Source organism: Clostridium sp. AF17-21AC (assembly GCF_003461365.1).
Taxonomy (GTDB): Bacteria; Bacillota; Clostridia; order Lachnospirales; family Lachnospiraceae; genus Coprococcus; species Coprococcus ammoniilyticus.
The window spans coordinates 1-26666 of record NZ_QTWY01000005.1; the positions used below are offsets into that span (position 1 = coordinate 1).

20 protein-coding genes are annotated in these 26666 nt (G+C 41.4%); 1 reads left to right on the top strand and 19 read right to left on the bottom strand.

Going from position 1 to position 26666, the window contains the following annotated elements; all coding sequences use genetic code 11:
- Positions 1-90 precede the first annotated feature (90 nt).
- The 6 genes from radA to purM form a co-directional block, all read right to left on the bottom strand.
- Positions 91-1443 (bottom strand): DNA repair protein RadA, encoded by a 1353-nt coding sequence (gene radA, locus DWW85_RS08655; protein ID WP_117808361.1) that lies wholly within the window; start codon positions 1441-1443, stop codon positions 91-93.
- Between the two features lie 8 nt (positions 1444-1451).
- A complete protein-coding gene (locus DWW85_RS08660) occupies positions 1452-1868 on the bottom strand; it encodes a hypothetical protein (RefSeq protein ID WP_021944051.1) in 417 nt (138 codons plus the stop codon).
- A gap of 128 nt (positions 1869-1996) precedes the next feature.
- Positions 1997-4450 (bottom strand): ATP-dependent Clp protease ATP-binding subunit, encoded by a 2454-nt coding sequence (locus DWW85_RS08665; protein WP_117808362.1) that lies wholly within the window; start codon positions 4448-4450, stop codon positions 1997-1999.
- Between the two features lie 134 nt (positions 4451-4584).
- Complete coding sequence (gene purD / locus DWW85_RS08670) at positions 4585-5856, bottom strand: phosphoribosylamine--glycine ligase (protein WP_117808363.1); 1272 nt, start codon at positions 5854-5856, stop codon at positions 4585-4587.
- Between the two features lie 14 nt (positions 5857-5870).
- The gene (purN, locus tag DWW85_RS08675; RefSeq protein ID WP_021944048.1) at positions 5871-6497 is read right to left on the bottom strand and encodes a phosphoribosylglycinamide formyltransferase; all 627 of its coding nucleotides are present in this window, start codon (positions 6495-6497) and stop codon (positions 5871-5873) included.
- Positions 6491-7516 (bottom strand): phosphoribosylformylglycinamidine cyclo-ligase, encoded by a 1026-nt coding sequence (gene purM, locus DWW85_RS08680; RefSeq protein WP_021944047.1) that lies wholly within the window; start codon positions 7514-7516, stop codon positions 6491-6493. The genes purN and purM overlap by 7 nt, the downstream gene beginning before the upstream one ends.
- A gap of 284 nt (positions 7517-7800) precedes the next feature.
- Here purM and DWW85_RS08685 point away from each other — a divergent pair, with 284 nt between their 5' ends.
- Positions 7801-10101: a GGDEF domain-containing protein gene (locus tag DWW85_RS08685; RefSeq protein WP_117808364.1), complete on the top strand. Its 2301-nt coding sequence runs from the start codon at positions 7801-7803 to the stop codon at positions 10099-10101.
- A gap of 134 nt (positions 10102-10235) precedes the next feature.
- Here DWW85_RS08685 and DWW85_RS08690 read toward each other — a convergent pair whose 3' ends face one another.
- The 13 genes from DWW85_RS08690 to DWW85_RS08750 form a co-directional block, all read right to left on the bottom strand.
- Positions 10236-12362 (bottom strand): aminopeptidase, encoded by a 2127-nt coding sequence (locus tag DWW85_RS08690; protein WP_117808365.1) that lies wholly within the window; start codon positions 12360-12362, stop codon positions 10236-10238.
- A complete protein-coding gene (locus tag DWW85_RS08695; protein ID WP_021944044.1) occupies positions 12359-12955 on the bottom strand; it encodes an HD domain-containing protein in 597 nt (198 codons plus the stop codon). Before DWW85_RS08695 ends, DWW85_RS08690 begins: the two co-directional genes overlap by 4 nt.
- 4 nt (positions 12956-12959) lie before the next feature.
- Positions 12960-13271 (bottom strand): hypothetical protein, encoded by a 312-nt coding sequence (locus DWW85_RS08700; protein ID WP_021944043.1) that lies wholly within the window; start codon positions 13269-13271, stop codon positions 12960-12962.
- Complete coding sequence (locus DWW85_RS08705) at positions 13258-13734, bottom strand: VanZ family protein (protein WP_242996126.1); 477 nt, start codon at positions 13732-13734, stop codon at positions 13258-13260. The genes DWW85_RS08700 and DWW85_RS08705 overlap by 14 nt, the downstream gene beginning before the upstream one ends.
- Before the next feature lie 20 nt (positions 13735-13754).
- Entirely contained in the window at positions 13755-14981 is a 1227-nt protein-coding gene (coaBC, locus tag DWW85_RS08710; protein ID WP_021944041.1) for a bifunctional phosphopantothenoylcysteine decarboxylase/phosphopantothenate--cysteine ligase CoaBC, read from the bottom strand.
- Between the two features lie 66 nt (positions 14982-15047).
- Entirely contained in the window at positions 15048-15899 is an 852-nt protein-coding gene (gene panC, locus DWW85_RS08715; RefSeq protein WP_117808366.1) for a pantoate--beta-alanine ligase, read from the bottom strand.
- A 66-nt stretch (positions 15900-15965) separates the two neighbouring features.
- Positions 15966-16793: a 3-methyl-2-oxobutanoate hydroxymethyltransferase gene (gene panB, locus DWW85_RS08720; protein ID WP_117808367.1), complete on the bottom strand. Its 828-nt coding sequence runs from the start codon at positions 16791-16793 to the stop codon at positions 15966-15968.
- A gap of 116 nt (positions 16794-16909) precedes the next feature.
- On the bottom strand, positions 16910-17794 hold the full coding sequence (locus DWW85_RS08725) for a Rossmann-like and DUF2520 domain-containing protein (RefSeq protein ID WP_117808368.1): 885 nt from the start codon (positions 17792-17794) through the stop codon (positions 16910-16912).
- 213 nt (positions 17795-18007) lie between these two features.
- Positions 18008-18496 (bottom strand): 5-(carboxyamino)imidazole ribonucleotide mutase, encoded by a 489-nt coding sequence (gene purE, locus DWW85_RS08730; RefSeq protein ID WP_117808369.1) that lies wholly within the window; start codon positions 18494-18496, stop codon positions 18008-18010.
- A 78-nt stretch (positions 18497-18574) separates the two neighbouring features.
- On the bottom strand, positions 18575-22786 hold the full coding sequence (locus tag DWW85_RS08735) for a hybrid sensor histidine kinase/response regulator (RefSeq protein WP_242996128.1): 4212 nt from the start codon (positions 22784-22786) through the stop codon (positions 18575-18577).
- A gap of 7 nt (positions 22787-22793) precedes the next feature.
- Positions 22794-24173, bottom strand: coding sequence for an aminopeptidase (locus DWW85_RS08740; protein ID WP_021944036.1), 1380 nt, complete (start codon positions 24171-24173; stop codon positions 22794-22796).
- A gap of 11 nt (positions 24174-24184) precedes the next feature.
- On the bottom strand, positions 24185-25849 hold the full coding sequence (locus DWW85_RS08745) for a hypothetical protein (RefSeq protein ID WP_226801091.1): 1665 nt from the start codon (positions 25847-25849) through the stop codon (positions 24185-24187).
- A 7-nt stretch (positions 25850-25856) separates the two neighbouring features.
- On the bottom strand, positions 25857-26579 hold the full coding sequence (locus tag DWW85_RS08750; RefSeq protein WP_117808372.1) for an ABC transporter ATP-binding protein: 723 nt from the start codon (positions 26577-26579) through the stop codon (positions 25857-25859).
- Positions 26580-26666 lie beyond the last annotated feature (87 nt).

Sequence of the window (26666 nt, forward strand, 5' to 3'; positions counted from 1 at the left end):
TTCGTACCGCGAACAGTTGATATAATACTAAATCAGACGTCAGATGTCAACACTTTTTTTGACAAAAATTGTATTAAAATAAATACAATCTTATATATACTCTAACGCCTGACTGATATTCGATACTCCTACTACTTTTATGCCCTCTATACTCTTAAGATGCTCTGCATTTGTCTTTGGCATAATACATGTCCGGAAACCCATTTTCACAGCTTCTCTTACACGCTGCTCTGCTGCGGATACGCCACGAACTTCTCCTGAAAGTCCTACTTCACCGAATACGACCATACTCTCATCCAATGGACGATTACGAAAACTGGAAACAAGTGCAAATACAATTCCAAGATCTGCTGCCGGATCATCAAGCCGCATACCACCGGCTATATTGACATATGCATCACTTCCTGATAACACCATCCCCGCTCTCTTTTCAAGTACCGCAAGAAGAAGGTTCACACGATTATAGTCCAAACCAACTGTTGTACGTCTCGGTAGATTAAAGCTGGTCTGGCAGACCAGTGCCTGGATCTCCAACAGGATCGGTCTGGTTCCTTCTAAAGAACATACCACAACCGAACCGGATGTCTGAAGCGGTCTGCCTGCCAGCATAACCTTCGATGGATTATTCACCTCTGATAAGCCGGTTTCAAGCATTTCAAATACACCGATCTCATTCGTTGATCCAAATCGGTTCTTTACCGCACGAAGAATACGGAAGCCTGCATTACGATCGCCTTCAAAATACAACACCGTATCTACCATATGTTCCAGATTTCTCGGGCCTGCTACCGTTCCTTCCTTCGTAACATGTCCAACGATAAAGATCGCTATATCCATCTGTTTTGCCATCTGCATCAAACGTGCTGTTACTTCTTTTACCTGAGATACACTTCCCGGTGCCGAAGCAATATCTTCTACTACTATTGTCTGGATCGAGTCGATAACAATAACCTTCGGTCTGTCCTTCTTAACATATTCTTCTACATCTTCCAGATTATTTACGCACAAAAGTAGCATATTCTTCTGAAATGTACCAATTCGTTCCGCGCGCATCTTGATCTGTGACAAAGATTCCTCGCCTGAAACATAGAGGATCTTATGACCGTCCGCTGATAGATTTCTGCACATCTGAAGCAGGATTGTCGACTTACCGATACCGGGATCTCCCCCTACCAAAACAAGAGAACCGTTTACGATTCCTCCTCCAAGTACTCTGTTCAATTCTTCCAGTCCTGTGGAAAATCTTGTCTCATCAGCCGTTTTTACTTCTAAAATACTTGTAGGCACCACAGCAGTCCGTCCTCCGGACTGTTTTCTGGCGCCTACCGTTACTTTTTCTTCACAGAACGTATTCCAGGATCTGCATCCCGGACACTGTCCCATCCATTTTGCTGACTCAAATCCACATTCCCGGCAAAAAAAGATCTGTTTTTCTTTTGCCATATAAACTCCTAGTCAAATGCTTTTCTGACGTCTACCTTTACTTCTCTGCCCGGTTCAAGATCTACACTGATGCTTAACTTGCCACCGAGATTTGTTTTATTCTTTCCTACATATATATCATCAATATGAATCTTGTAATCTGTTTCCGGTTCCAGCTCCAGTGTAATAGATGAGGTCTCTGTTCCTTCTACTATAAATGATACATCTTCTTCTGATGAACGGAAGCCATGTACTGCTGTACCCGGTACTGATTCATATACAAACATACCATTCTTCTCAAGCTTGGTGATCTCATTGAAAGTCTTGATCTTATAGATATCACCTTTATATTCAATACCATCTTTCTTTGTCTTTGTTGCTAATTCATAATTTCCGAAATCCAGTGAATCGGACTCTATGTTAATTAAATCGTTGATTACTGACATTTTTATCCTCCTGTACATTATACTCATGCCTTACCCGGCACTTTTATAATCTGATTATACAATAATGCTCCGGCTTTTGCCACACCAAATATAATCAGTTCACAATTATTTTATAGAATTGGAAGCAACTACTTTTCAGGTTCATTTTTTACTGCAAACTTCACCTTATCGTTGCGCACAGTCACCTGAACGGTATCTCCCCGTTTAATCTCACCTTTTAAGACTGCTTCTGCAAGCACATCTTCTATATTCGTCTGAATCGCACGTTTCAACGGTCTTGCTCCGTATTTCTTATCGTAGCCTTTCTCAAAGATCAGTTTCTTAACTGCATCTCCAAACTTCAACTGAATCTCCATCTGCGATGCAACACGCTGCTTTAATTCTTTTAATAGAAGATTTGAAATATTTCTTACATCATCCTCTGTCAGTGCTCGGAATACGATAATGTCGTCAATACGGTTCAAGAACTCCGGCTTGAAGTTCTGTTTTACCTCATCCATAACATTCTTCTTCATATCTTCGTGCTCTGTATCTGCATTTGACGCAGTAACAAATCCAAGCTTCTTCGGATCAATAATCCTCTGTGCGCCAGTATTCGATGTCATGATAATGATCGTGTTCTTAAAATCTACTTTTCTGCCCTGAGAATCTGTAATATGTCCATCATCCAGTACCTGCAATAATATATTAAACACATCACTGTGTGCCTTTTCTATCTCATCAAACAATATAACAGAATACGGATTGGAACGAACCTTCTCACTAAGCTGTCCACCTTCCTCAAAGCCAACATAGCCCGGAGGTGACCCGATCAGCTTCGACACACTGTGTTTCTCCATATACTCCGACATATCGACACGGATCAGCGCGTCCTCGCTGCCGAATACCGCTTCTGCAAGAGCCTTCGACAATTCAGTCTTACCTACGCCGGTAGGCCCAAGGAATAAGAACGAACCAACCGGACGTTTTGGATCTTTTAAGCCTACACGACTTCTCTTAATCGCCTTTGCTACCGCATCAACTGCTTCATTCTGACCGACAACTCTCTTATGCAGCTCCTCTTCCAGACGTTCCAGACGTTTGGATTCCTGTTCGGTCAGTTTATTTACCGGAATCTTCGTCCATACAGATACAACATCCGCAATATCCTCTGCATCTACTACAACACTTTTCGCATTTTTATTCTGCTTCATTTTATCGAGCTTTGTTTCCAGTTTTCTCTGTTTCTTTAACAGTTCTGCCGCTTCATCGATATCTCCAGCCTCTAAAAGGTTCTCAATATCATCGGAAAACGCCTGTATCTCAAGCTCCAATGGCAGAGTCTTCTTTGCTTTCTTTCCAAATCCCAGACGTTTTCTGGAACATGCTTCATCCATCAGATCAATGGCTTTATCCGGCAGGAAACGGTCACTGATATATCGAACCGATAATGATACCGCTGCTTCCAGTGCCTGATCACTGATCTCTACATGATGATGTTCCTCGTATGCAGAGCGAAGTCCCTTTAAGATCTCTACTGTTTCTTCATTGGTCGGCTCTTCCACATAGACCGGCTGAAATCTTCGCTCCAACGCTGCATCCTTTTCTATATATTTTCTGTATTCTGCACGTGTCGTCGCTCCGATCATCTGGATCTCTCCGCGCGATAAGGATGGTTTTAAGATATTAGATGCATCGATTGCTCCCTCTGCTCCACCGGCTCCGATGATCGTATGAAGCTCATCCACAAACAGAATGACGTTTCCGGCATTTTTTACCTCTGCGATCACCTTCTTGATCCGTTCCTCAAATTCTCCACGGTACTTGGAACCCGCTACCATACTGGATAAATCTAGCGACAACAGTCGCTTATCCCGTACTGTATCCGGCACATCTCCTGCAGCGATCAGGTAAGCAATCCCCTCTGCTACCGCAGTCTTACCTACACCCGGTTCTCCAACCATACATGGGTTGTTCTTCATACGTCTGCTTAAAATCTGAAGCACACGCTCTATCTCTTTCTCTCTGCCTATAACCGGATCTAGATTTCCCATACGGGCATCCATCGTCATATCTCTGGAGAACTGATCCAACGTCGGTGTTGCCGATGCCTTGGATTTATTCTTTCCCTTTTTCAGACTTACAAATTCTTTTTTTGCCGTACTGCCATCCACTCCACATGCAGACATGATGTCTACATATATTTTCTGTATATTTGCCTTTAATGACAGTATGATTTTTACCGCCGTACAATCCAGATGCTTCAAAATGGCAATCAGAAGATGCTCGCTTCCTACCTCTGTACTTTCCAGACGTTTTGCTTCATTTCCCGCAAGCTCCAGGATCGACTCTGCGGATTTTGTATATTTGCTTTTCTCTGCGCCAAAGGTTCCTCCGGCTAATGGTATCTGGCTTAAGATATTAATGATCGACTGTATCGTTACTCCATTTTCCTGTAAAACAACAAACGGTGCCGTATCACTGACAAAGGTAAGTGCCATCAACAGATGTTCACTTCCTATATAGTTCTGCCCCAGCTTCTTGGATATCCGTTTGGCTTCTTTTAATATTTCCTGTAATTTTTCACTGTTTGGAAGTTTCAAATTATGTCACCTCTTTTTTCATAGTATATGACATTTTCTGCCTACTATCTTCTGTTATGATACAAAAGTCCCCGGCTCCCATATATTAGTATGTTCCCCAGAGACTTTTTCTTTCGTATATCTTTCAATAATAATTAACACTCATCAATCGCTTTACCGATATCATGGCGCATATATTTATTCTCAAATGTGATCCACCCGGTTGCCTTGTATGCATTTGCACGGGCTTCATGAAGATCCTTTCCTGTAGCTGTTACTCCAAGTACACGACCGCCATTTGTTACAACCTTGCCGTTTTCAAACTTGGTTCCGGCATGGAATACATAGTATCCTTCCTTGTCTTTGAACGTCTCAAGGCCTGAGATCGGATAGCCTTTCTTATAGGAAACCGGATAACCGTCAGATGCAAGTACTACACATACAGCAGCGTTGTCTTCAAATTCAAGTTCTACCTGATCCAGTGTTCCGTCAATACAAGCCTCAAATACATCAATGATATCATTCTTCATTCTAGGAAGAACAACCTGCGCCTCCGGATCTCCAAATCTTGCATTATATTCCAGTACCTTTACGCCCTGTGGCGTGATCATAAGTCCGCAGAATAACACGCCTTTGAATTCTCTTTTCTCTGCCTTCATGGCTGCCATTGTAGGCTTGTATATATTCTCCATGCAGTAATCTGCAATCTCATCTGTATAGAATGGGCTTGGTGAAAATGTTCCCATTCCACCGGTATTCAATCCTTGATCACCGTCCTGTGCACGCTTATGATCCTGTGCGGAGGTCATAGGTTTGATCGTTGTACCATCACAGAATGCAAGAACAGACACCTCACGTCCTGTCATGAATTCCTCGATAACCATAGTATTTCCCGCATTTCCAAAATGCTTATCCAGCATGATCTCTTTTACACCGGCTTTTGCTTCTTCCAGATCCTTACAGATCAGAACACCTTTACCAAGTGCCAGTCCATCTGCCTTTAATACGATCGGGAAGCTTGCCGTTTCAAGATATGCAAGTGCTGATTCTGCATCTGTAAAATTCTCATATGCGGCTGTAGGTATATTGTATTTTTTCATAAGATCCTTGGAAAATGCCTTTGAACCTTCGATGATCGCTGCATTTGCTCGAGGACCGAATGCACGGATGCCCGCTGCTTCAAATGCATCAACTGCGCCGGCAACCAACGGGTCATCCGGAGCTACAACTGCAAGATCAACTGCTTCCTTCTTTGCGAAATCAACCAGTTTATCAAATTCCATAACACCGATATCCACACATTCTGCCAATTCTGCAATACCTGCATTTCCCGGTGCACAATAGATTTTTGTTACTTTACTGCTCTTTGCAATACTTGTAATAATAGCATGCTCTCTTCCGCCGCCACCTACAACTAAAATCTTCATTTGTTTTCCTCCTGTCAGTCTTCTACAACTGTTATGCCGTCTTCGATCCGAACCTTTCCATGTGCAATCTTATCAATAGCAGCAGGTAGAATATTCCACTCTGCCTGCTCCATGACTCTCTGCTGAAGCACCTTCGGAGTATCTCCGTTTTGTACCGCAACCGCTTTCTGCATAATGATCGGACCGGTATCGGTTCCTTTATCTACAAAATGTACTGTAGCACCTACTACTTTTACACCTCTTTTTAACGCTGCCTCATGAACCTTGAGTCCATAATAGCCTGTACCACAAAAAGCAGGAATCAGAGAAGGATGGATATTGATAATCCGGTTCTCAAATGCATCAATCACAATCTCCGGAATAACTACAAGGTATCCCGCAAGTACGATCAGATCCGGATTCACTTCCTGTAAAATCTTCAACAGGTTCTCATTAAATACATCTCTTGTTTCAAAATCCTTTGGTGATACTACGATATCTTTTATACCTGCCTGTTTTGCACGTTCCAGTGCATAGGCATTTCTATTATTACTGATAACTGCTGCGATCTCGGTGTCTGTGATCTTTCCTGCTGCGATTGCATCAATGATCGCCTGTAAGTTCGTACCGCCACCGGAAACCAGAACTGCTATTCTTAGCATAAATCTACTCCCTTTTCACCGGCTACTACTGTACCGAGAACAAATGCCTTGTCTCCGGCACTCTCTATAGCTGCTATTGTCTTATCTGCATCTGTAGGATCTATTGCAAGGCACATACCAACTCCCATGTTATACGTATTGTACATCATATGCTCATCTATATCGCCCTTCTTTGCAAGGAGCTTGAATATAGCAGGCACTTCATATGAGTCCTTCTTCACCTGCGCACGAGCTCCGTCCGGAAGCATTCTTGGAATGTTCTCATAGAAGCCACCGCCTGTGATGTGGCTGCAACCCTTAATCATTACACCGGCATCCTTTACTGCCTTTAATGCTTTTACATAAATTCTTGTCGGAGCAAGAAGTGCTTCGCCAAGTGTTGTTCCAAGTTCATCATAATATGTATCCAGAGATTCCTTTGTCATCTCAAATACTTTACGAACCAGTGAGAAACCATTGCTGTGTACACCGCTTGAAGCGATACCGATCAATGTATCTCCGGCTTTGATATTCTCTCCTGTGATAAGTTCATCCTTCTCTACGACACCAACAGCAAATCCTGCAAGGTCATACTCATTCTCCGGCATAAGCCCCGGATGCTCAGCTGTCTCGCCGCCAACTAAAGCTGCGCCGGACTGGTTACAGCCTTCTGCAACACCACTTACGATCGTAGCGATCTTTTCCGGATAATTCTTACCACATGCTATATAATCCAGGAAGAAAAGAGGTTCTCCACCAGAACATGCAATATCATTCACACACATAGCCACAGCATCGATTCCGATCGTATCGTGCTTATCCATGATATATGCAAGCTGTACTTTTGTACCGCATCCATCTGTTCCAGACAGTAATACAGGCTCTTTCATCTCTTTGATCTTTGCAAGACTGAACGCACCAGCAAAACCTCCGATACCACCTAATACCTCTGGTCTCATGGTTGTCTTGATGTGCTTCTTCATAAGTTCTACTGACTTATATCCTGCCTCAATATCAACGCCGGCATTCTTGTAATCCATTGTAAAATCCTCCTGTTTTATCCATTATAAAGTGCATTTTCATGCCAATTGATTCTTATAAATTATACGGGATTAATTTCTGTTTGTAAAGAAGCCATTCTCACAAATATAGCAGTCCAAAACAGGGCTCTGTTCGGCACAATTTTGTTTATCAGCAAGGCGTGTTTTCTTTTTTTGAAAAATACTATATAAATATCAAATATAATTTGATAATGATTCCCATTTATGGTAGTATAATGTTATATGCAGAGTAACTGTTTTTTTCGTTAACAAGAGGTAGTTGTATGACAAATAATAGATTAAACATCGGATTATTCATATGTCATCTCGACAATGAATATGCAAATGAAATATGTAAAGGAGCTGAATACGCAGCGAAAGAGCTGGACGTGAATCTTATCGTCTTTCCGGGCATGTTTTTAAATGCTTCATTTAACGATCCTGAAAACGAAATTTATGATTATCAGTACAACTCTGTTTTTTATTATGCTAAAAAAGAAAATCTGGATGCCCTGATCGTGTCCGTTGGTACGATCGCATCTTTTATATCACAAAAAAGTATTGAAGCATTTTTGGATACTTTTAAAGATATTCCAATCCTTACTCTGGAATCTAAGGTTTCAGGTTATCCTTGTTTACAGACCGACAGTACTGCCGGTCTTCGAGATGCCATCGAACATCTGATTATTCATCACAACCGAAAGCATATCTGTTTTGTTGCCGGAAGAAAGACAAATGAAGATGCTCTGGAACGTTTGAATGTATACCGAACTACAATGAAAGCTCACAACATTCCGGTCACTGAAGATATGATCGTATACGGTGATTATTCTGAATACAGTCGTGAGATTGTCGGTAAACTGCTTGATGATAACCCAGATGCGGATGCTATTATTTTCTCTAACGATCAGATGGCTATCGGTGGCTATCAGGAATTGAAAAGCCGTAACATCCGAATCGGAGCTGATATCAGTGTAATCGGTTTTGACAACTCTCCCGGTTCCGTAACTATGGTTCCACCCCTTACAACCGTAAACGCGAACACCCCTGCATTGGGCTATCGTGCCGTTGGCAAGATCATTCAGGATATTAAGGCAGGCGAATTCTGTTCTTCTGTCTTGGATTCCCACTTTGTAAAACGATTATCATGTGGGTGCAGTCTGCATGAAAATACCGAACATATGCCGATTGACAGTTTCTCTACTGTATCAGATATTCTGGAATACTGTGACGATTCTATTTTAGGCAATATTAAAAACAGCTTTTTTGGTACGATTGTTCTTGATCAGATCAATAGCATCTGGAAGGATATAATAGAAATTGCCATTTTACCAAAGGCTAAACCATATCCAAAGAATCTGATCGTAGACAAACTGATGACATTATTGTCATCTCCTGTCACAAGTTTCTTTTCAGTAACCAATATTGCATTTTCATTCCGTTGTTTTTCCGGTGTCATCATAGCATTAATCAACGATCCGGATAAACGGTCTGAATACTATCGGCTAAATTCTCATATTACAAGTGCTATCGCACAGTTTTTGTCAACTTCTTTGTACCAACAGGAACATGACAGCAAAACGGGATCATGGTCTTCAATCTATATTACAAGAGATACTCTTACATATGGAACCGATACAGCAAAAACCTTTTCATCTATGCTTGCTAAATTAAAAGACCTTGGATTTGCAGCATCTTATTTATATGCGTATGATGAACCCGTCGCCATTCAACCGGACGGAAGCTGGAAAACGCCGGATACTTTGTATCTTCAAGCTTTTTACAATCCAAAACATACAGCTGTTTTATCAGGTGAAACACGTCGTATTGCATCTACCGATATCTTTGACAATGAATATACCGGTTTTGAAGATAGATTTACCGCTGTTATTGTTCCTATTTTTACAAATGAACAACATCATGGTCTGTTTGTATGCAATACAGATGTAGATCACTTTGGACACATTTATACAACTTCTCTTCATCTTGGGGCTTCTTTTAAATATTTATCACTTTTAAAAGAACAGATCCAGACAAAAGAACAATTAGTAATGTCCTTAAGTGAGATCCATGAAAAAAATGAGCTGTTAAATCACCTGTCTACCTCCGATGAACTGACCGGCGTCAATAACAGACGTGGATTAATGGAAAAAGTGGAATACCTGATCAATAAACCTGCCAATCATGGACGTAAGGCAATGCTACTGTTTGCAGACATGGACAGCTTAAAGATCGTAAACGATAAATTCGGACACAACGATGGAGATTTTGCTTTAAAGAATATTGCAAATATCCTGATGACAAGTTTCCGGGCGAGTGACATTGTCGGTCGAATCGGCGGTGATGAGTTTGTATGTTTTGCTTTCATTGATGATCTTGATTTTCCTAAGACTGTACAGGCAAGGATTCAGGAATTGTCCAATGAATTAAATGAAACCTGTGGCAAACCATATTATATCGAAATGAGTGTCGGTGTATCGGAATTTTCCTGCGATCCGAATATCAAGATTGAGGATCTGTTAAGCCAGGCAGACAGCGCACTGTATTCAAATAAACGATATAAGCGAATGTCTGTTTTAAAATAATAAAATACGATACGAATACTAACTTCTTTATAAAAGCACAGCTAAACGCTATGAAATAAAATAAACCATATAAATGACAGCTTCTCTCCCATGTTCAGGATGATGAATCTACTCTCATTTATATGGTTTATTTTTTATTCCGCCTCTTTAAACGGCTCATTTAACATCTCGGTTCCCGGAAGAACAAATCTGCCATTTTCGATAATGGCAACTCTCGTTCCATCTGCATGAACCGAATAAATGCCTCCGATCTCATCATATGGTATCGTAATATCGGTATGGCAGTTAAAATATGCCTTGCTGATATCCGTCTTTCGAAGGATCGAGCACTCATTATCCTTTGCAACGATTTCCTTGCCGTCCGGATTATGAAGGATATTTTCTTCGCTCCAGCTATAGCAGGTATCACCGACTGCAAAATGCGGTCCCATCTTCTCTACGATCAGTATCGGCAATTTATATACCATGTTATATTTATTTGCAAGTACATATGCGGTCGTATTCGTTCCGATCGCAAACTCTCCGATCGGCAGTGTATCCCGTCCGCCCAAAAGATTATCCTTTACAAATTTTACATTATCTTCTTCTCTGTCAAAGTTCTTACAGGTGTAAGTTTTGATCTTTCCATCTTCAAAGGTCAGCTTGAGATCAACATATTTCAGATCATTCAGATAGACCTCACTCACATTTAAAACTCCATGCGTTCCGGTAAGCCTCGGCGATGTAAAAACCTCGCCAAGAGGAATATTCACATCCGCCAGACAATTCTCAAAATTTGTCTCTATCTCCGGGTGCTCTAACACATGCAGCATTACCTTCATATCAGTCTGATTACCATTCTGTCCGATCACATGTACCCATTCTGCCTGATCCAACTCATTGATGATCATCTGGTGAATCGGACGGTATACATTACTTTCCAGATTGTTGATCCGGATGATCTGTTCAAATATATCTTCATAATCATCTCCGATCTCAGGCATTGGATATGCGATGATCGTAAAGCTGTACTCATCTCCCGGTATATATTCGTTCACAATCTGTGACAGTTCATTGGTATATTCCACACCAAGCTCCTGCTGCTTCTTGCTAAGCGTAAGCTGTCCCGGCTTGCTCACCGGTTCAAACGGTGTCTCACCAAATATCTCGATACACGCCGGTCCTGCATATACGGACGCCTCATATCTGTATTTCTCATAAGCGCCACGCATTATCTCTAATTTCCGTTCCATCAGCTTGCGATCAAGAAATAACGCCTGGTCCATCTGATGGTCGTAATCCATCTGCTTATTTACCGGAGTACCTACATAGCCGATCCGGTTCATTCTGGTCCGGTTGATGCGGTTCGTATCATAACGGAAACATAACGGTTCCAATCCCATATCACGGAACTGGAGGATCGCAGCTTTTACGATGCGCTCCATACCAATCGAATACCGGATATTTACATGCTTCTTTTTTGACATATCAATTCCGGCCGCTACAAAGCCCTGTCGAAATCCTTCTGTATAAGTCCGGGCAATCGACGCCACTTTTTCTGATGACATCCTGCGAAGAAACGCTTCCGTTTCCAATTCATTCTTTCCGATGTATTCTCCATATTCATATAAATAGCTGTTATCTCCGTCTTCACATTTCATGACAATATCTGTCGCAAAGGAAAGAATCGGATCCATCTTCTCACGCACACGATAATCCATGAAGAACTCCGCATAATCATGTTCAAAATAATAAATGGCATCTTTTACTGCTTTAACAGATGGAAAATCCTCAAAGATCCCATATACCTCCACAAACAATTCAAACCATACAGTAAGGTCTACAACTCTTCCTTCAAATGCTGCCGCGATCAGTCCATGGAATTCATAACAAAGAAATGTCAGATAGTCAGCAAATAAATATTCCCGCTTGTCTATGTCTTCAATCTCGTTCTCTGCTATTTTCTCACCAAACATCTGTCTGGTGTATTCATAGTTGCAATAACTCGTTTCGTAATTTTCAGGCATAACATCCTGATAAAGTGCTGCATTTATCTGCTGTAATTCGCCCGCTGTACAGCTCTCCGAAATGGGCATCCCACTTTTTACCTTTTCGATCACTTTATCTAACTGCAGTAAAAATTCTCCGGTTCTTACAAAATAATCCCGATACCGCATGTCCACTGTTTCTTCTTTTGTGATCGAACGGATCCGCTCAACCATCAGTTCGTAACGATCTTCGATATCTTCATATTCTGCTGTTATATCCTTATAATATGTCATTTATTGTCTCCCTTTATGTTTCCAAGTTGAATGTTCTTCCGGAACACCTCATCAATCACCTGATATAACGTCTCTGATCCCTCTGGTGTCCGCTTGTTTCTACCATACACCTGGTTCTCGAAAACGCCATGCTCTTTCCAGCTTTTTCCTCCAACGGCATCACTTAACATAACCGGCGCCAGATTATCCATTACATGTGCAAATTTGGCTTCCGGCGTCTGATACTCCTCAAATTCATCCCAGAGTCCACGAAGCTTCTTCGCCTGATCTTCCGGCAGGATATTAAATATCCGGTCAGCAGCCTTTAATTCCCGTTCTCTTTTTGTTGCATTTGCATTTTTATCATATGCATATGTATCACCTGCATCTATCTCGATCAGATCATGAACCAGCAGCATGGAAACCACTCTTAATACGTCAACCGGTTCATTTGAATATTCCGCCAGTAAGATTGCCATAAGTGCAATATGCCAGGAATGTTCTGCATCATCTTCTTTTCTGATTCCATCTGTCAGATACGTCTGTCTGACTACAAATTTGCTCTTGTCAACCTCCAGTATAAAATCCAGTTGTTTTTTCAGTCTCTCATCCACACTCTTATATTCCCTTCATAAAAAAGATGCCTGATATAATAAAAACTATGATATTCAGATAAACCGCCATTTTCTTAGATGTAACCCCACCTTCTTCTGCATGATACCCGATCACGCCGAATACAATTCCGGTAAATGCCATCAAAAAAGCACTGATCATCAATACCCCATAGATACGTTCTACCGTACCTCTTGATATAATGGATTTGATCACGGAAAGTATTATAAAGATTCCGCCCAAAATTCCCAATATATATGAAATGATCGTATCTCCTGAACTTCCGGGTGGAGAAACCCTGAAATCACTGTTTTTCAATCTTTTTACTCCTTTTTCTGTCAAATCGTGCCAGAATATAATATATGATATATCCAAGCATGCCGCCAAAGGTATTCATGATAATATCATCAACATCAAACACCCCAAGTTTTGTTATCAACTGTACCAGTTCAATACTTAACGAAAACGCAAATGCCGCCAGAGTCGCTGTAAAAAATCCGGTTTTTTTACCTCTGACCCAACGGATCAACATTCCAAATGGTACAAAAGCAAGAACATTTCCAACCAGATTCAACATCACGCTTGTGGTCGTCATATAACTTCTGTACTTTACGAAACGCTTAATCTCGAGAAACGGTGTCAGATTGTACCGCATCTCTTCATATCCATGTCCCCTTCCAAACATATCGCTGAATATCAGGAAATAAACAATGGATATACTGTATAAAATGAATAGCACCAGGCATAACACCCGCAGCTTTTTCTTATTTTCTATGCTCAACGCCAGCCTCCAGGTTAATATTATTTCCTCATTTTTATTAACTGGGTAAGAAGTCTGTCTGCACACTCCTCTTTACTCATCTGTGGCAATTCAATATCTTCATCCTGTGTGATCAATGTCAGCACATTGGTATCTGTTCCAAATCCAGCCCCCGCTGTCTTTAAGTTATTTGCTGCGACTATATCAATCTTCTTCTTTTCCAGTTTCTTTCTGGAATTCTCCAGCAGATTCTGTGTCTCCATCGAAAATCCGCATATAATCTGTCTGGCAAGTCTGCTGTCCCCATCTGTCTTTCTTGCCTCTTCTCTCTGCATTCCAAGGAATGCAAGAATATCTTTTGTTCTTGTAAGTGGAATGCTCATATCAGCATCCGATTTCTTGATCTTGTTATCTGATACTTCTGCCGGTTTGTAATCTGCAACGGCGGCAGCCTTGATAATGATATCCTGATCTGCACTGGCAGCCGTTACTGCTTCATACATATCCTGTGCAGAGGTAACCGGCACTACTGTTACGAATTCTGGCGGTGTGATCGCTACCTTTCCTGTTACAAGTGTCACATCCGCCCCACGAAGCATCGCCTGTCTGGCGATCGCATATCCCATTTTACCAGTTGAATGATTGGAAATAAAGCGAACCGGGTCGATTGCTTCCATCGTAGGACCTGCAGTAACAAGTACTTTTATTCCCTGCATATCCTTCTCTGCTGCAATATACTTTAATATATAATCAACTAACAACTGTTCATTCGGAAGCTTCCCCTTGCCTGTATCTCCACAGGCAAGGTATCCGCTTGCCGACTCTATGATCTCATAGCCGTAGGACTGTAATTTCCTGATGTTATCCTGAACGATCGGATTCTCTAACATATTCGTGTTCATTGCAGGTGCGATCAGTTTCGGACATTTTGCAGCCATGATCGTAGTACTCAACATATCATCGGCAATGCCGCCTGCGATCTTCCCAATAATATTTGCCGATGCAGGAGCAACCATAAAGATATCTGCCCGTTTTGCAAGTGCAACGTGTTCTACGTTAAACTGAAAATTACGGTCAAAGGTATCCACCAGACACTTATTTCCTGTTAAGGTCTCAAATGTGATCGGATTGATAAAATTGGTCGCATTTTCTGTCATGATGACATTTACATCTGCATGCAGTTTTACAAGCATACTGGCAACATTTGCCATCTTATATGCTGCTATACTTCCTGTTACACCTAAAACAACGGTCTTATTCTTTAACATCATTTTCTCCATTCTGCATCGTATCATTGAAAATCATTCTGTTCGGGACGAATGCTGATCCGGCTGTTATTTGTTCATATCAAGGATAAAGTTATCGATCAATCTTGCCTTGCCAAATCTGACTGCCATAGCACAAAGGACATGTCCCTCTACTATATCGATTGACTTCATGGTATCCATATCCACCATCTCAACATAATCAATATCTGCAAGTGGCTCTGATCCGATCAGGTCTTTCATTGCTGCTACAATCTTCTTCGCATCTCGCTCACCATCCGCGATCATCTGCTGTCCAAGCTTCACAGACTTGCTTAAGATCACTGCTGCCTGACGTTCTTCCGGCTTCAGATAAATATTTCTGGAACTCTTGGCAAGACCATCTGCCTCACGGATGATCGGACATCCAACAATCTCAATATCCATGTTCAGATCTATAACCATACGCATGATGATCGCAAGCTGCTGTGCATCCTTCTGACCAAAATAAGCACGATCCGGCTGAACGATATTGAATAATTTATTTACAACTGTACATACACCTTTGAAATGTACCGGACGAGTCAGTCCGCATAATGCATCCGGAAGCCCTGTCATATTGACATAAGAACAAAATCCCGGCTTATACATTTCTTCCGGTTCCGGATGAAAAATCACATCTGCACCTGTTGTCTCGCATAACTTTGCATCTGCATCAAGATCTCTTGGATAACTCTCCAGATCCTCTGTTGGTCCAAACTGCATCGGATTGACAAATACAGATACAACGGTTCTGTCATTCTGTTCTACGGATTTCCTGATCAGACTCTGATGTCCCTCATGGAGATATCCCATTGTTGGTACAAGTCCAACACTTAAGCCTTCTTTCTTCCATGCCTTAACCTGACTTCTTACTTCATCTACTGTTTTTAAAATCTTCATTTCTGATTTCCAGTCCTTTCCTGATCCTGTCTCCCGGTTTTTACCGGTTCAGGCAGCTTCTATCTCTTAGTATAATTTATCGATTACTTCATCATCAATTTTGTAGCAGTGTTCTTCTGCCGGAAATGTTCCATCGTCAATCTCTGCTATATAAGTCTTTACTGCTTCACGAATCACGTCTCCTGCATTAGCAAAATGCTTTACAAACTTCGGCTTGAAATCACTGAACATGCCAAGCATATCGTAAATTACAAGAACCTGTCCGTCGCATCCTGCTCCTGCTCCGATTCCGATCGTAGGAATGTTGATGCTCTCTGTTACAAGCTTTGCAAGCTTTGCAGGGACACACTCCAGTACCAGTAAAAACGCACCTGCTTCTTCTACTGCCTTGGCATCCTCGATCAGCTTCTTAGCTGCTGTTTCTGTCTTCCCCTGAACCTTAAAGCCACCAAAAGTATTGATCGACTGCGGAGTCAGTCCCAGATGTGCAACAACAGGGATTCCTGCTGATACGATTGCTTTAATCTGTGGACAGACTTCTTTACCACCTTCTAACTTTACAGCTCCGGCTCTGCCTTCCTTCATCAGACGACCTGCATTTACGACTGCGTCATATACACTGGTCTGATAGGACATAAATGGAAGATCAGTTACAACCAGTGCATTCTTGGCTCCTCTTGCAACGGCTGCGCTATGATGGATCATGTCTTCTACGGTTACAGAGATCGTATCCTCATATCCAAGGATTACATTTCCGAGGGAATCACCGACAAGGATCGTGTTGACTCCTGCTTCATCCAATAATCTTGCTGTCGTATAATCATACGCTGTCAGCATAGAAATCTTATGCCCGGAATTCTTCATCTGCATAATTGATGTTGTTGTGTTCTTCATACGTCTTATTCTCCTATTCTGAAATCATTTCATTTTTTGTTCATTTCAAAATCCAGCATTGCCATAACTTACTGCTTTCCCTGCCATTGTTCCAGACATTGCAGTATTCCCATTTCTCATTCCTGTCCTGAAAGAATTTTCTTCATCTCAGAATAATCACGGTCGGAATATTTCTGCTCTGCTAAAGCAAGTACAGCTTCTGATACGCTGATATAAATATGTTTCTCATTTGCATCAAGAACATTCAGATGTTTCTTTACTGTCGTTGTGTCATTTCTCTCGATCGGTCCGGTCAGACCTGCCACTGGGCCATCTTCTGCTATATGCGATGCATTTCCCATAAATAACGGAACAAGTGCCTGCTCTGCCTGTTTCTCTTCAAATCCGCAGTCTTCCAGTAATGAAACTGCCGATCCATACAGACCATTCACCAGATTGCTGGCAAATACTGCAGCCGCATGATATTTTGTTTTATTTTCTGTTGAGAGAAGTACACAGTCATTTCCTAAAAGACGAATAAAGCGGCAAAGTTTATTTCCCCACTCTTCAGCACCTTCCACGGTAAAAAAACATTTCTGCATTTCCCTGTAGGATTTTGTCGTTGAACTGATTGCATACATAGGATGAATCGAATAACCAAAGGCTCCTGCCTCTGTTACACCTGAAAAAATATTAGATGTCATCGCACCACTACAATGACAGATCAGTTTGCCCTTGATATCAAAGGCTTTTATGCTGTCCCATACTGCTTCTATCCTTCCATCCGGAACGGTAAGCATCAGGACGTCACTTGCGCAAACGATCTTCTTCAAATCATCAAATGCTTCGGTATTGGTAAATGCTGCAGCTTCTTTTGCACTCTCCACCTGTCTGCTGTAATATCCGGATACGGTTACTGTCTCCGGAAGGTTCTTTTGTATCTCTTCTTTATTCAGCTTCTGTTCAAGATACTTTCCAAGTGTAAAGCCTACTTTGCCTGCACCGATAAATCCAATCCTCATATGATCACCTGCTATCGCCTGTTCTATCTGTGGTGTACAATCAGGTATAGTTTCTTTCGAATACCATCCGCCATTTACAATACCATTTACAAGGTAAAAAGTAAAGCAGGAGAACCTGAATTTATCATCATTTTTTCTCCTGCTTTTCTTATGTTTTTCCCATACAGATCATAGATCCATATCAGAAATCATCATTTTTATAATACATAAAAATTAGTTATATTTTGCAATTACCTCTGCATTCGCCTTCATGGCTGCAGCTTCCATGGACTCACGCTCTGCCAAAAGTTTCTTTCTTACTTCTGCATTGCTGTTTCCTATGATCTGAAGTGCCAGATATGCTGCATTCTTGCTTCCGTTTATTGCTACAGTTGCTACAGGGATACCGGATGGCATCTGAACGATAGAAAGAAGTGCATCCATTCCATCTAATACAGAACCGGAAATTGGTACTCCGATAACCGGGATCACTGTCTGGCTTGCTACAACACCCGGAAGTGCTGCTGCCATACCTGCGGCAGTAATGATAACCTGTGTTCCATTATTATTTGCTTCTTCAATAAAATCTGAAAGTCCTGCATGTGCTCTGTGTGCAGACAGACATCTTACATCAACTGCTACTCCATACTCCTTTAAAATGCCGATTGCAGGCTCAACCTTTGGCAGGTCACTTGTTGATCCCATAATGATCGCTACTCTCATGTTTTTATCCTTCTTTCTTCCTTTTTATGTGTCATATCCCTGTGTCATACATGGCTCCATGCATGACACAATGGTATTTTACTTACTGTTCAGATACTGATCGATAATCTCACTTGCCCCTTCATAATCCATGGCATCCACCGTCATCTTCAGTGCATTTAAGAACTCAATATCAGCATCATTATACTCGTATCGGTCGATTTCTGCCAGTATTTCTTTTACAGCTCCAACATCGGCATCCCGTAAAAATGTACGCATATCTTTGAGCTGTCCACGATCCACTGCATCCCTGACTGTCTTTTCCTGCTGTTCAACCGGATTGATCTTCGCCAGATATAGTCCGATATCCTTAAACATACGCTTCAGCATGGATACAAATTCATGCGTATTTTCCTTTGCATACTGCATATTTCCTATATTGATCGCCGACTCCAGATTTGCTGCTTTCCGTTCGATGCTGTATGCGCCGATATTTCCACTGCTGCTCTTGATATCATGAATGATATTCCGATACCGTCTGACATCATCATCAATATATTCTTCCAGACGATCTACATCCGGCTCATAGTCTTCCTTGAATGCCGCAATAAAACGGTTAAAGGTATCAAAATTGCCTCCGATCATCTTCAATGCATTTTCAACTACAATACTGTTCTCCAGAATATAAACATCATCCTTAAATCTGGATTCGCTGATATACTGTCTGATATTGCTTGTCTTTTCCTTGATCTTGTCCTCCGGAAGGAACAGACGGAAAATCCCTTCGATTCCATCCATTTCCAATGGTTTTACAAGTACGTCACTGAAGCCCTGCTTTATGATCTCATCTCTGCTGCTGTCTATATTGTTTTCTGAAAGTGCAATGATCGGAACCCGTTTGTATTCTTCTCCATCCAGGCTCCGGATCTCACGGACGGTATCTGCACCATCCATAACCGGCATGACTGTATCAATGAAAATCATATCATATGGAGTTACCATAACCTTGTCAATCGCTTCGAATCCGGATGAAGCAGTATCACAGATCAGCTCATAGGAATCAAATATAACCTTCTGGATCTGTATACTGACATCGGAATCGTCCACAAGAAGGATCCTGACATCCGGAAGCCAGATTCTTGAATTCGAATTACGGAATGCCTGCTCCCGTCGTTTGCTTACATTATAATTAACATAGCTGTAATCAAATACCTGCTGTATAATGGAGAAGCGTATCGTGGTTCCTGCTCCATAGGTACTGTCAACCTCCGGGGTTCCACCCATACTCTCGATCAACTGTCTTGCGATTGCCAGTCCGATACTGATATCAAAATTACCGATATCAGTTCTGTCATAAGAATCGTCCAGATCAAAGAAGCTGTCCAGACGTTCTTCCTTTACTCCGGTTCCGGTATCTGATATCACGATATCCAGATAAATGCTGTCCGGTCTGTCGCACTCTTCCGGAGCGATCTTTCTCCAGTCCACTTCAATGCTGATCGAACCTTCTTTGGTGGTCTTTGCAGCCCTCTGATACAGATTCATCAGGATCTCCTTCACCTTATCACGATCACCGATCAGACCATTTGGTATATCATCCTCAATGCTTACCTTTAAGGCAACCAGATCCCGGTTGATCATTTCCTTAAACTGAACTGCAAGCTCCTCGATCATATCTGAAACCGCATATTCTTTCTCCTGCAATTCCAGTGTTCCATCCTGTAAATTCGATAGTCTGGAAATTCCATCAATTATACCAAGGATCTCGTAGCTGGAACCATATACCGTGGATAACTGTTTTACCTCTTCTTCCGTCTTTGCCTCATCATTCCGCAAAAGCATCTCGCTGATCGCAAGGATTGAATTTAACGGTACACGGATCTCATGATTCAGATAGTTCACATAATCGTTCTTTGCACGGTTAGAACGCTCTGCCTGTTCATTTTTCTTGCTGAGTTCTTCTACCTGCTCCGTCTTTTTGCCAAGCAGATGTATCACATACCGGGCTACAAATATCACTGCCACGCAGATTGCTATGATCAATACCACGATCAGAACTCTGGAAAATGGAGTCTCCCAGAATTTCAACTGTTTTACAATAACAAAAGACAGCGGTTCTTCACAGGCAACACCATCAGAATTCTCTGCCGAAAGCACAAATGTATAATTTCCGCCCTCCAGATTTGTATACTCTGCTTCCAGATTATCCGTACCCGAAACAACACGGTCTTTATCGTCAAATCCATCAAGATAATATTTTACCTGAATATCCCCACGATTTACATAACTCAGAACAGAGAACTTGATCACGATTCGGTTCGTATCACCCGGAACGGTCATCTTACCATCCAGATCCGAGAACGCATACTCTTTATCATCTATCGTAACAGAAGCTATCCGTACCTTCGGTGGAACTTCATTTGTAAATACCTGATTCTGATCCAGCATACTGAAGCCGGTATCACAACAAACATAGACAACTCCATCTTCACTGATATAATTCGTTGAATTATCCGTAATATCAGAGATCAGTCCATCATTTTTCGTATATATCTCGCATTTCGGATCTGCCGAGCTTAACAGATCTCCTTCGTAATATTTCTGGATGCCACGGGAACCGAAGATCCAGAGGTCTCCTGCCTGATCCAATATCAGATTTGCCACAGAATTCGATGGATCAACTGCACTGATCTGACGGATCACGCCCTCCTGATAATAAAGTCCATTATCTGTTCCGATCCAGATACCATTGCTTCCACCAACAATGGAAGAAACAACATTCGAATTCAGTCCCTCTGACATAGATATCTTTTTCAGATTAGATTCCATGTCTATCGTATAAAGACCGGAACCATTGGACCCTGCATATAAGGTTCCATCCTCCGCCTGATACAGGGATATGATATCTGCATTTTCCATACCGGAAAATCTGCCGTAGCTGACTGTTACCTGTTCATCCTTCAATATGGAAATACCGCTCTCGGTTCCGATCGCCATGCTGCCATCCTTTAATTCAATGATACAGTTGACAGCATTACTGGTCAACAACGCGCCACTCTTATTATAGAATTTGTATTTACCCTTACTGTTCACCTTGATAACACCATAAATTCGGTAGGAACAGATCCACAGATTATTCTTTGAATCCACACAGAAATCACGGATACTTTTTCCATTTAACATTGTGACAAGATCAGAGTCACGGTCAAGAGTTCCGTCTGCATTTATGATCCGCAGGCCATCATCTGTACCGATATATAACTTTCCGCAATACTCCGTAATGCAGTTGACGATTGTCTCATCCAGACCATATTTCATGCTTCCATTCTGGAATTTACTTCTGGATAACAGCATCAGTCCTTTTCGATATGAGGTCATCCAGTAGTTCCCTTCAAAATCCTGGATTATGTCACTCATCGACTCATTAAATTCCAGACCGGTGACATACTTCATTTTTTTATTTTTGTTAATATAACCAACACCATCATCCGCAAGGACCCACAATTTATTATCAATCCGCTGGATCTTATTGATACCACTCAGTGCCGCTGTTGATAATAATTCAAAATCTTTGTTCGTCGTAAGATGTATAATTGTATGACCTACCGTACCAATATACCGTTCCCCATTCTCATCTACAAAAAGGCTGTTCAGATCTTCTTCTGTGTATTCCATCTTACTGATCTTGCTTACGATCTGATCATCCTTGATATTTACGATCGTATCGTTATTCACGATCGCATATACATAAGAACGATATCCACTGATTGCTGTTACATCCGGTGCAACAACATCATCATCCGCAACCAGCGTCATTTCACCGGATTCGTAATAATAAATACCGGATGAAGTAGCAAGCCATATTTTTCCTTCTTCATCTTCATACAGTCCACGGACGGTCGTAATCTCATCCTCTGTTGAATTCGATATACGATTAAAGCGTCCGTCTTTGTAAATAAATAAGCCATAGTTTTCCGTTCCTACATACAGATCCCCATTCGATGCCGCAAGAATACTGTTGATCATATAGGAACTGCTGTCGCTGTCTTCTCCCAGTGAAAATTTCCGAAACTGACTTCCATCATAACGGTACAGTCCGCTGTCCGTGCCGACCCATATGTATCCACTGGCAGACTGGCTGATGCAGTTTGCTTCCCCACTTTCAAAACCGTCATCTTCTGTGTACTTGGTCTGACTGTAATCTGATGTAAAATTCTCCTGTGCAAACACAGCAAGCCGTGGTGAAAAAAGTATCATCACGGCTACTGCTATTAATATGATCATTCTGATTTTTGAATGTAACTGCTTCATAGTTTTCTTATGCACCTAATAAAAATGCTACATATCCTTTTTTAGTTTCATAAATATCTGCTTTGGAAGTGATCTCCCATGGAGCATGCATGTTTAATACGGCCACACCACAGTCCACAACTTCCATTCCATATAATGATAAAATATAAGCGATCGTACCGCCACCGCCAACATCTACTTTACCAAGCTCTGCAGTCTGATAGTATACTCCGGCATCATCCATTACCTTACGGATAGCTGCAAGATACTCTGCATTTGCATCATTGGAACCGGATTTGCCTCTTGCTCCTGTAAACTTGTTAAATACCATGCCTTCACCAAAGATAGCTGCATTCTTCTTGTCAAATGCACTTGCAAAGGTTGGATCATAACCTGCGGATACGTCAGAGGATAACATTCTGGAGGATGCCAGACATCTTCTGAGGGCCAGTTCATTATAACAGCCCATCGCATTCATGATCTCAGCAACTGTATTCTCAAAGAAATGAGACTGCATTCCGGTTGCACCCACGCTTCCGATCTCCTCTTTATCTGTCAACAGACAGCAGGTCGTCTTTTCTACATCTTCTGCTTCCAGCATCGCAACCATAGATGTATATGCACATACCCTGTCATCCTGTCCGTATGCCATGATCATACTCTCATCAATTCCGCAGTTTCTTGCCTTTCCTGCCGGAACGATCTCAAGCTCTGCTGAAATGAAATCTTCTTCCTTTATTCCATATTTCTTCTTCAGAAGTGCAAGCACCTGTTCCTTTACGGCTTCTTTTTCTTTTCCCTTTAACGGCTTACTTGCAAATAAGATATCCAGTTCTTCTCCCTCGATAACTTTATTTGCCTTTTTTTCCATCTGAGCACCGGCAAGATGGATCAGCAGATCGGTAACACAAAATACCGGATCATTCTTGTCTTCCCCAATGTTTACTTCTACAACTTCTCCGTCTGTCTTAGCAACTACACCATGAATAGCAAGTGGTAAGGTTACCCACTGATACTTCTTGATTCCTCCATAATAATGCGTATCCAGATAAGCAAATCCCTCTTTCTCGTATAATGGGATCTGTTTGATATCCATACGTGGGGAATCGATATGTGCGCCAAGAATGTTCATACCCTTTTCGATATTCTTCTTACCGATATTGAACAGCGCTACGGTCTTATTCATCCATACTGCATATACCTTTGAACCTTTTGTCAGCTTCTTTCCTTCTTTGATAACATCCTGAATATCTTCATATCCGGCTTTCTTCACCTGTTTTACGATCTCTTTTACACATTCCCGCTCCGTCTTTCCTGTATCCAGGAATTCACGGTAGGATTTACATAATTTTTCCAGCTTTGCAAGTTCTTCCTTGTCATAACTGTTCCATGCATTTTTATCTTTCATTTTTATGCCTCCTAAACATATAAGTCATTGCTTATACTCTTTTTTATATATATAATGGCACTTCTGCGGATCCTGTATGTCACAAGGCCGAGAATTACCAGATAGATTGCAAAGATCATAAGAGAATCCATCTTTGTAAACTTAAATAAACAAAAACCGACTCCACAAAGGATCATGGATACCAGAATAGCAATCGCCATATTAAAGAATGCATTCAGATTGCCCCTGAGCGCTCCGTATTCATCTTCCCAGTTCAGCTTCGGATGTGTTGCATCCAGCCAGAGTCCGATATAGGTGCAGCATACAACCGATAAGAACCCGATCACAATAAAGTAAATGGCCGCAGGCACATTGATATGCATACAGATGCACAACACAATGATCGTTACTGCAACTGTGATGCCGCTGTATACCAGACTGACACCTGCCTTGATCCCGATCTGCGTCCGATAGCTGACCGGTGCATATTTGATAAAGCTGAAATGATCTCCCTCTCTTGTAAACGAGGTCGATGCAATACTGTTCATTGCTGTTGCAAAGAAGGAAATGATCAGTACCAGCAATAATACGATCAGATCGGATGCTACAAAACCTTTGGAAAGCAGCTTCTCAAATGAAGTCATAAAATTCTTCGTCGCAGGCAGAACAAACAATGCCACCGCAAGAACCGGCCATATAATATTTACCATTACACAATATTTGCGATATGCCGGTGTCCGGTATAGTATCTTACATTCCTTCAGAAAATATGCTTTGCGAATACTTTTTTTCACATAAGCTGCATCAGAAACCACATCTTCTTTCTTCTCTGCTTTTCCGACAGATGAAACCAGATATACGCCACGCAGATACAACTTACTTCCAAGGAAAAACAACAGACCTGCCATAACCACATTTAACAGGATGAACAGCAGGAAATATGCAATGTTGTTCGTTTCAAGTGCTTTTAAGAATACAGGAACCGTAAAGAATATCTTTCCCATGATTGCTGTAAACATATTGTTATGATTCATCAGACCATCAATATAATTGTTAATATTGATGCTGTCCATCTGAATAAACGATAATAAAAAAAGTCCGAGGAAAATAACGGTTACCAGTCCTGTCACGGCATCCACATTCCGAAACAGTTTTATCCGGCTTAAAAATGCCATACATAGCAGGGCAAAAATTCCACAATATACAAGTGGAAGGATCGGAAGCAGTGCAACTCCGACCAATGCAGTCAGTGCAGATACCGACTTAAATCCGGCAGCTATGAAGTAACCTATAAAGCCACTGAATAAAACCATAAACTCCATAACACTCTCTGCAATATATGCATTTACAAATTTGGCTGCTACGATCTCACCCGGCTTTACCGGAAGCGGAAGCAGATGATCCAGATCCGATGAAAAAAACAATACATTAAACAGTACCATTACCGAAAAGATCATGCCAAATACGGACATCAACTGTATGATCAGCTCTACACCTTCCGTCATTCCTCCGGCTTCTATCAGTGCTTCTGTCATAATATATACAATAAATCCAACGACCAGACAACAGGGAACCATGATACAGAACATGGCAAGTGAACCAAGTGTCTTATATGCCTTCGCTTTTTCTCCGGTGTCCGGCATCGTCATCTCTGTATCCTTTGCCATTACTCTGGTCAAATACAAAAAATTCTTCATAAGCACTCTATTCCTCATGTGTCATTTCTATAAATATATCTTCCAGTGACTTATTCTTATGTGCGGCAACCAGATCATCCAGCGTTCCCTGATAGATATCATGACCTTTCTTGATCATGATGATATTATCACACAATTTCTCTGCAACTTCCAGAACATGCGTTGAGAAAAATACGCAGTTACCTTCATCCGCATGCTCCCGCATCATCTTCTTTAATTCATATGCCGCATTCGGATCCAATCCGGTCATCGGTTCATCTAAGATCCAGACCGGTGGTTTATGTACTAATGCGCCTATTACCATCATTTTCTGGCGCATACCATGCGAATAGCTGACCATTTGTTTATTTAAGCTGTCTTCCATACCAAAACGCCCAACCATTTCCTCTAACCGCTTCTTACGGTCAGTCTCTGATACACCATAAATATCTGCAATGAAATTTACATATTCCAGTCCTGTTAACCGTAAAAAGATATCAGGATTATCTGCAATATATCCAATCGACTGTTTTGCCTCAAGCGGCTCTTTCCGGATATCATGACCATTGATCTGAACGCTGCCCTCTGTCGGTTTTAAAATACCGGTCAGCATCTTGATCGTTGTTGTCTTCCCCGCACCATTCTGCCCTACGAATCCGACGATCTCACCTTTCTTAATATGAAAGCTTAAATTGTTTACGGACACAAAATCTTTACCGTAAATTTTCTTTAAGTTATTGGCTATTATCATTCTTTATCTTCTCCCGGTTCTTATCTGTCACACCATCGTTTCTATCTGGTCTGTCATTTATCAAAATACTTCTTTCCATTTGGTTTT

Excerpts from the sequence above, each read along its gene's own strand:
- radA (WP_117808361.1), bottom strand. The coding sequence starts at position 1,443 with ATGGCAAAAGAAAAACAGATCTTTTTTTGCCGGGAATGTGGATTTGAG.
- DWW85_RS08660 (WP_021944051.1), bottom strand. The coding sequence starts at position 1,868 with ATGTCAGTAATCAACGATTTAATTAACATAGAGTCCGATTCACTGGAT.
- purD (WP_117808363.1), bottom strand. The coding sequence starts at position 5,856 with ATGAAGATTTTAGTTGTAGGTGGCGGCGGAAGAGAGCATGCTATTATT.
- purN (WP_021944048.1), bottom strand. The coding sequence starts at position 6,497 with ATGCTAAGAATAGCAGTTCTGGTTTCCGGTGGCGGTACGAACTTACAG.
- purM (WP_021944047.1), bottom strand. The coding sequence starts at position 7,516 with ATGGATTACAAGAATGCCGGCGTTGATATTGAGGCAGGATATAAGTCA.
- DWW85_RS08685 (WP_117808364.1), top strand. The coding sequence starts at position 7,801 with ATGACAAATAATAGATTAAACATCGGATTATTCATATGTCATCTCGAC.
- DWW85_RS08690 (WP_117808365.1), bottom strand. The coding sequence starts at position 12,362 with ATGACATATTATAAGGATATAACAGCAGAATATGAAGATATCGAAGAT.
- coaBC (WP_021944041.1), bottom strand. The coding sequence starts at position 14,981 with ATGTTAAAGAATAAGACCGTTGTTTTAGGTGTAACAGGAAGTATAGCA.
- panC (WP_117808366.1), bottom strand. The coding sequence starts at position 15,899 with ATGAAGATTTTAAAAACAGTAGATGAAGTAAGAAGTCAGGTTAAGGCA.
- panB (WP_117808367.1), bottom strand. The coding sequence starts at position 16,793 with ATGAAGAACACAACAACATCAATTATGCAGATGAAGAATTCCGGGCAT.
- DWW85_RS08725 (WP_117808368.1), bottom strand. The coding sequence starts at position 17,794 with ATGAGGATTGGATTTATCGGTGCAGGCAAAGTAGGCTTTACACTTGGA.
- purE (WP_117808369.1), bottom strand. The coding sequence starts at position 18,496 with ATGAGAGTAGCGATCATTATGGGATCAACAAGTGACCTGCCAAAGGTT.
- DWW85_RS08735 (WP_242996128.1), bottom strand. The coding sequence starts at position 22,786 with ATGAAGCAGTTACATTCAAAAATCAGAATGATCATATTAATAGCAGTA.
- DWW85_RS08740 (WP_021944036.1), bottom strand. The coding sequence starts at position 24,173 with ATGAAAGATAAAAATGCATGGAACAGTTATGACAAGGAAGAACTTGCA.
- DWW85_RS08745 (WP_226801091.1), bottom strand. The coding sequence starts at position 25,849 with ATGAAGAATTTTTTGTATTTGACCAGAGTAATGGCAAAGGATACAGAG.
- DWW85_RS08750 (WP_117808372.1), bottom strand. The coding sequence starts at position 26,579 with ATGATAATAGCCAATAACTTAAAGAAAATTTACGGTAAAGATTTTGTG.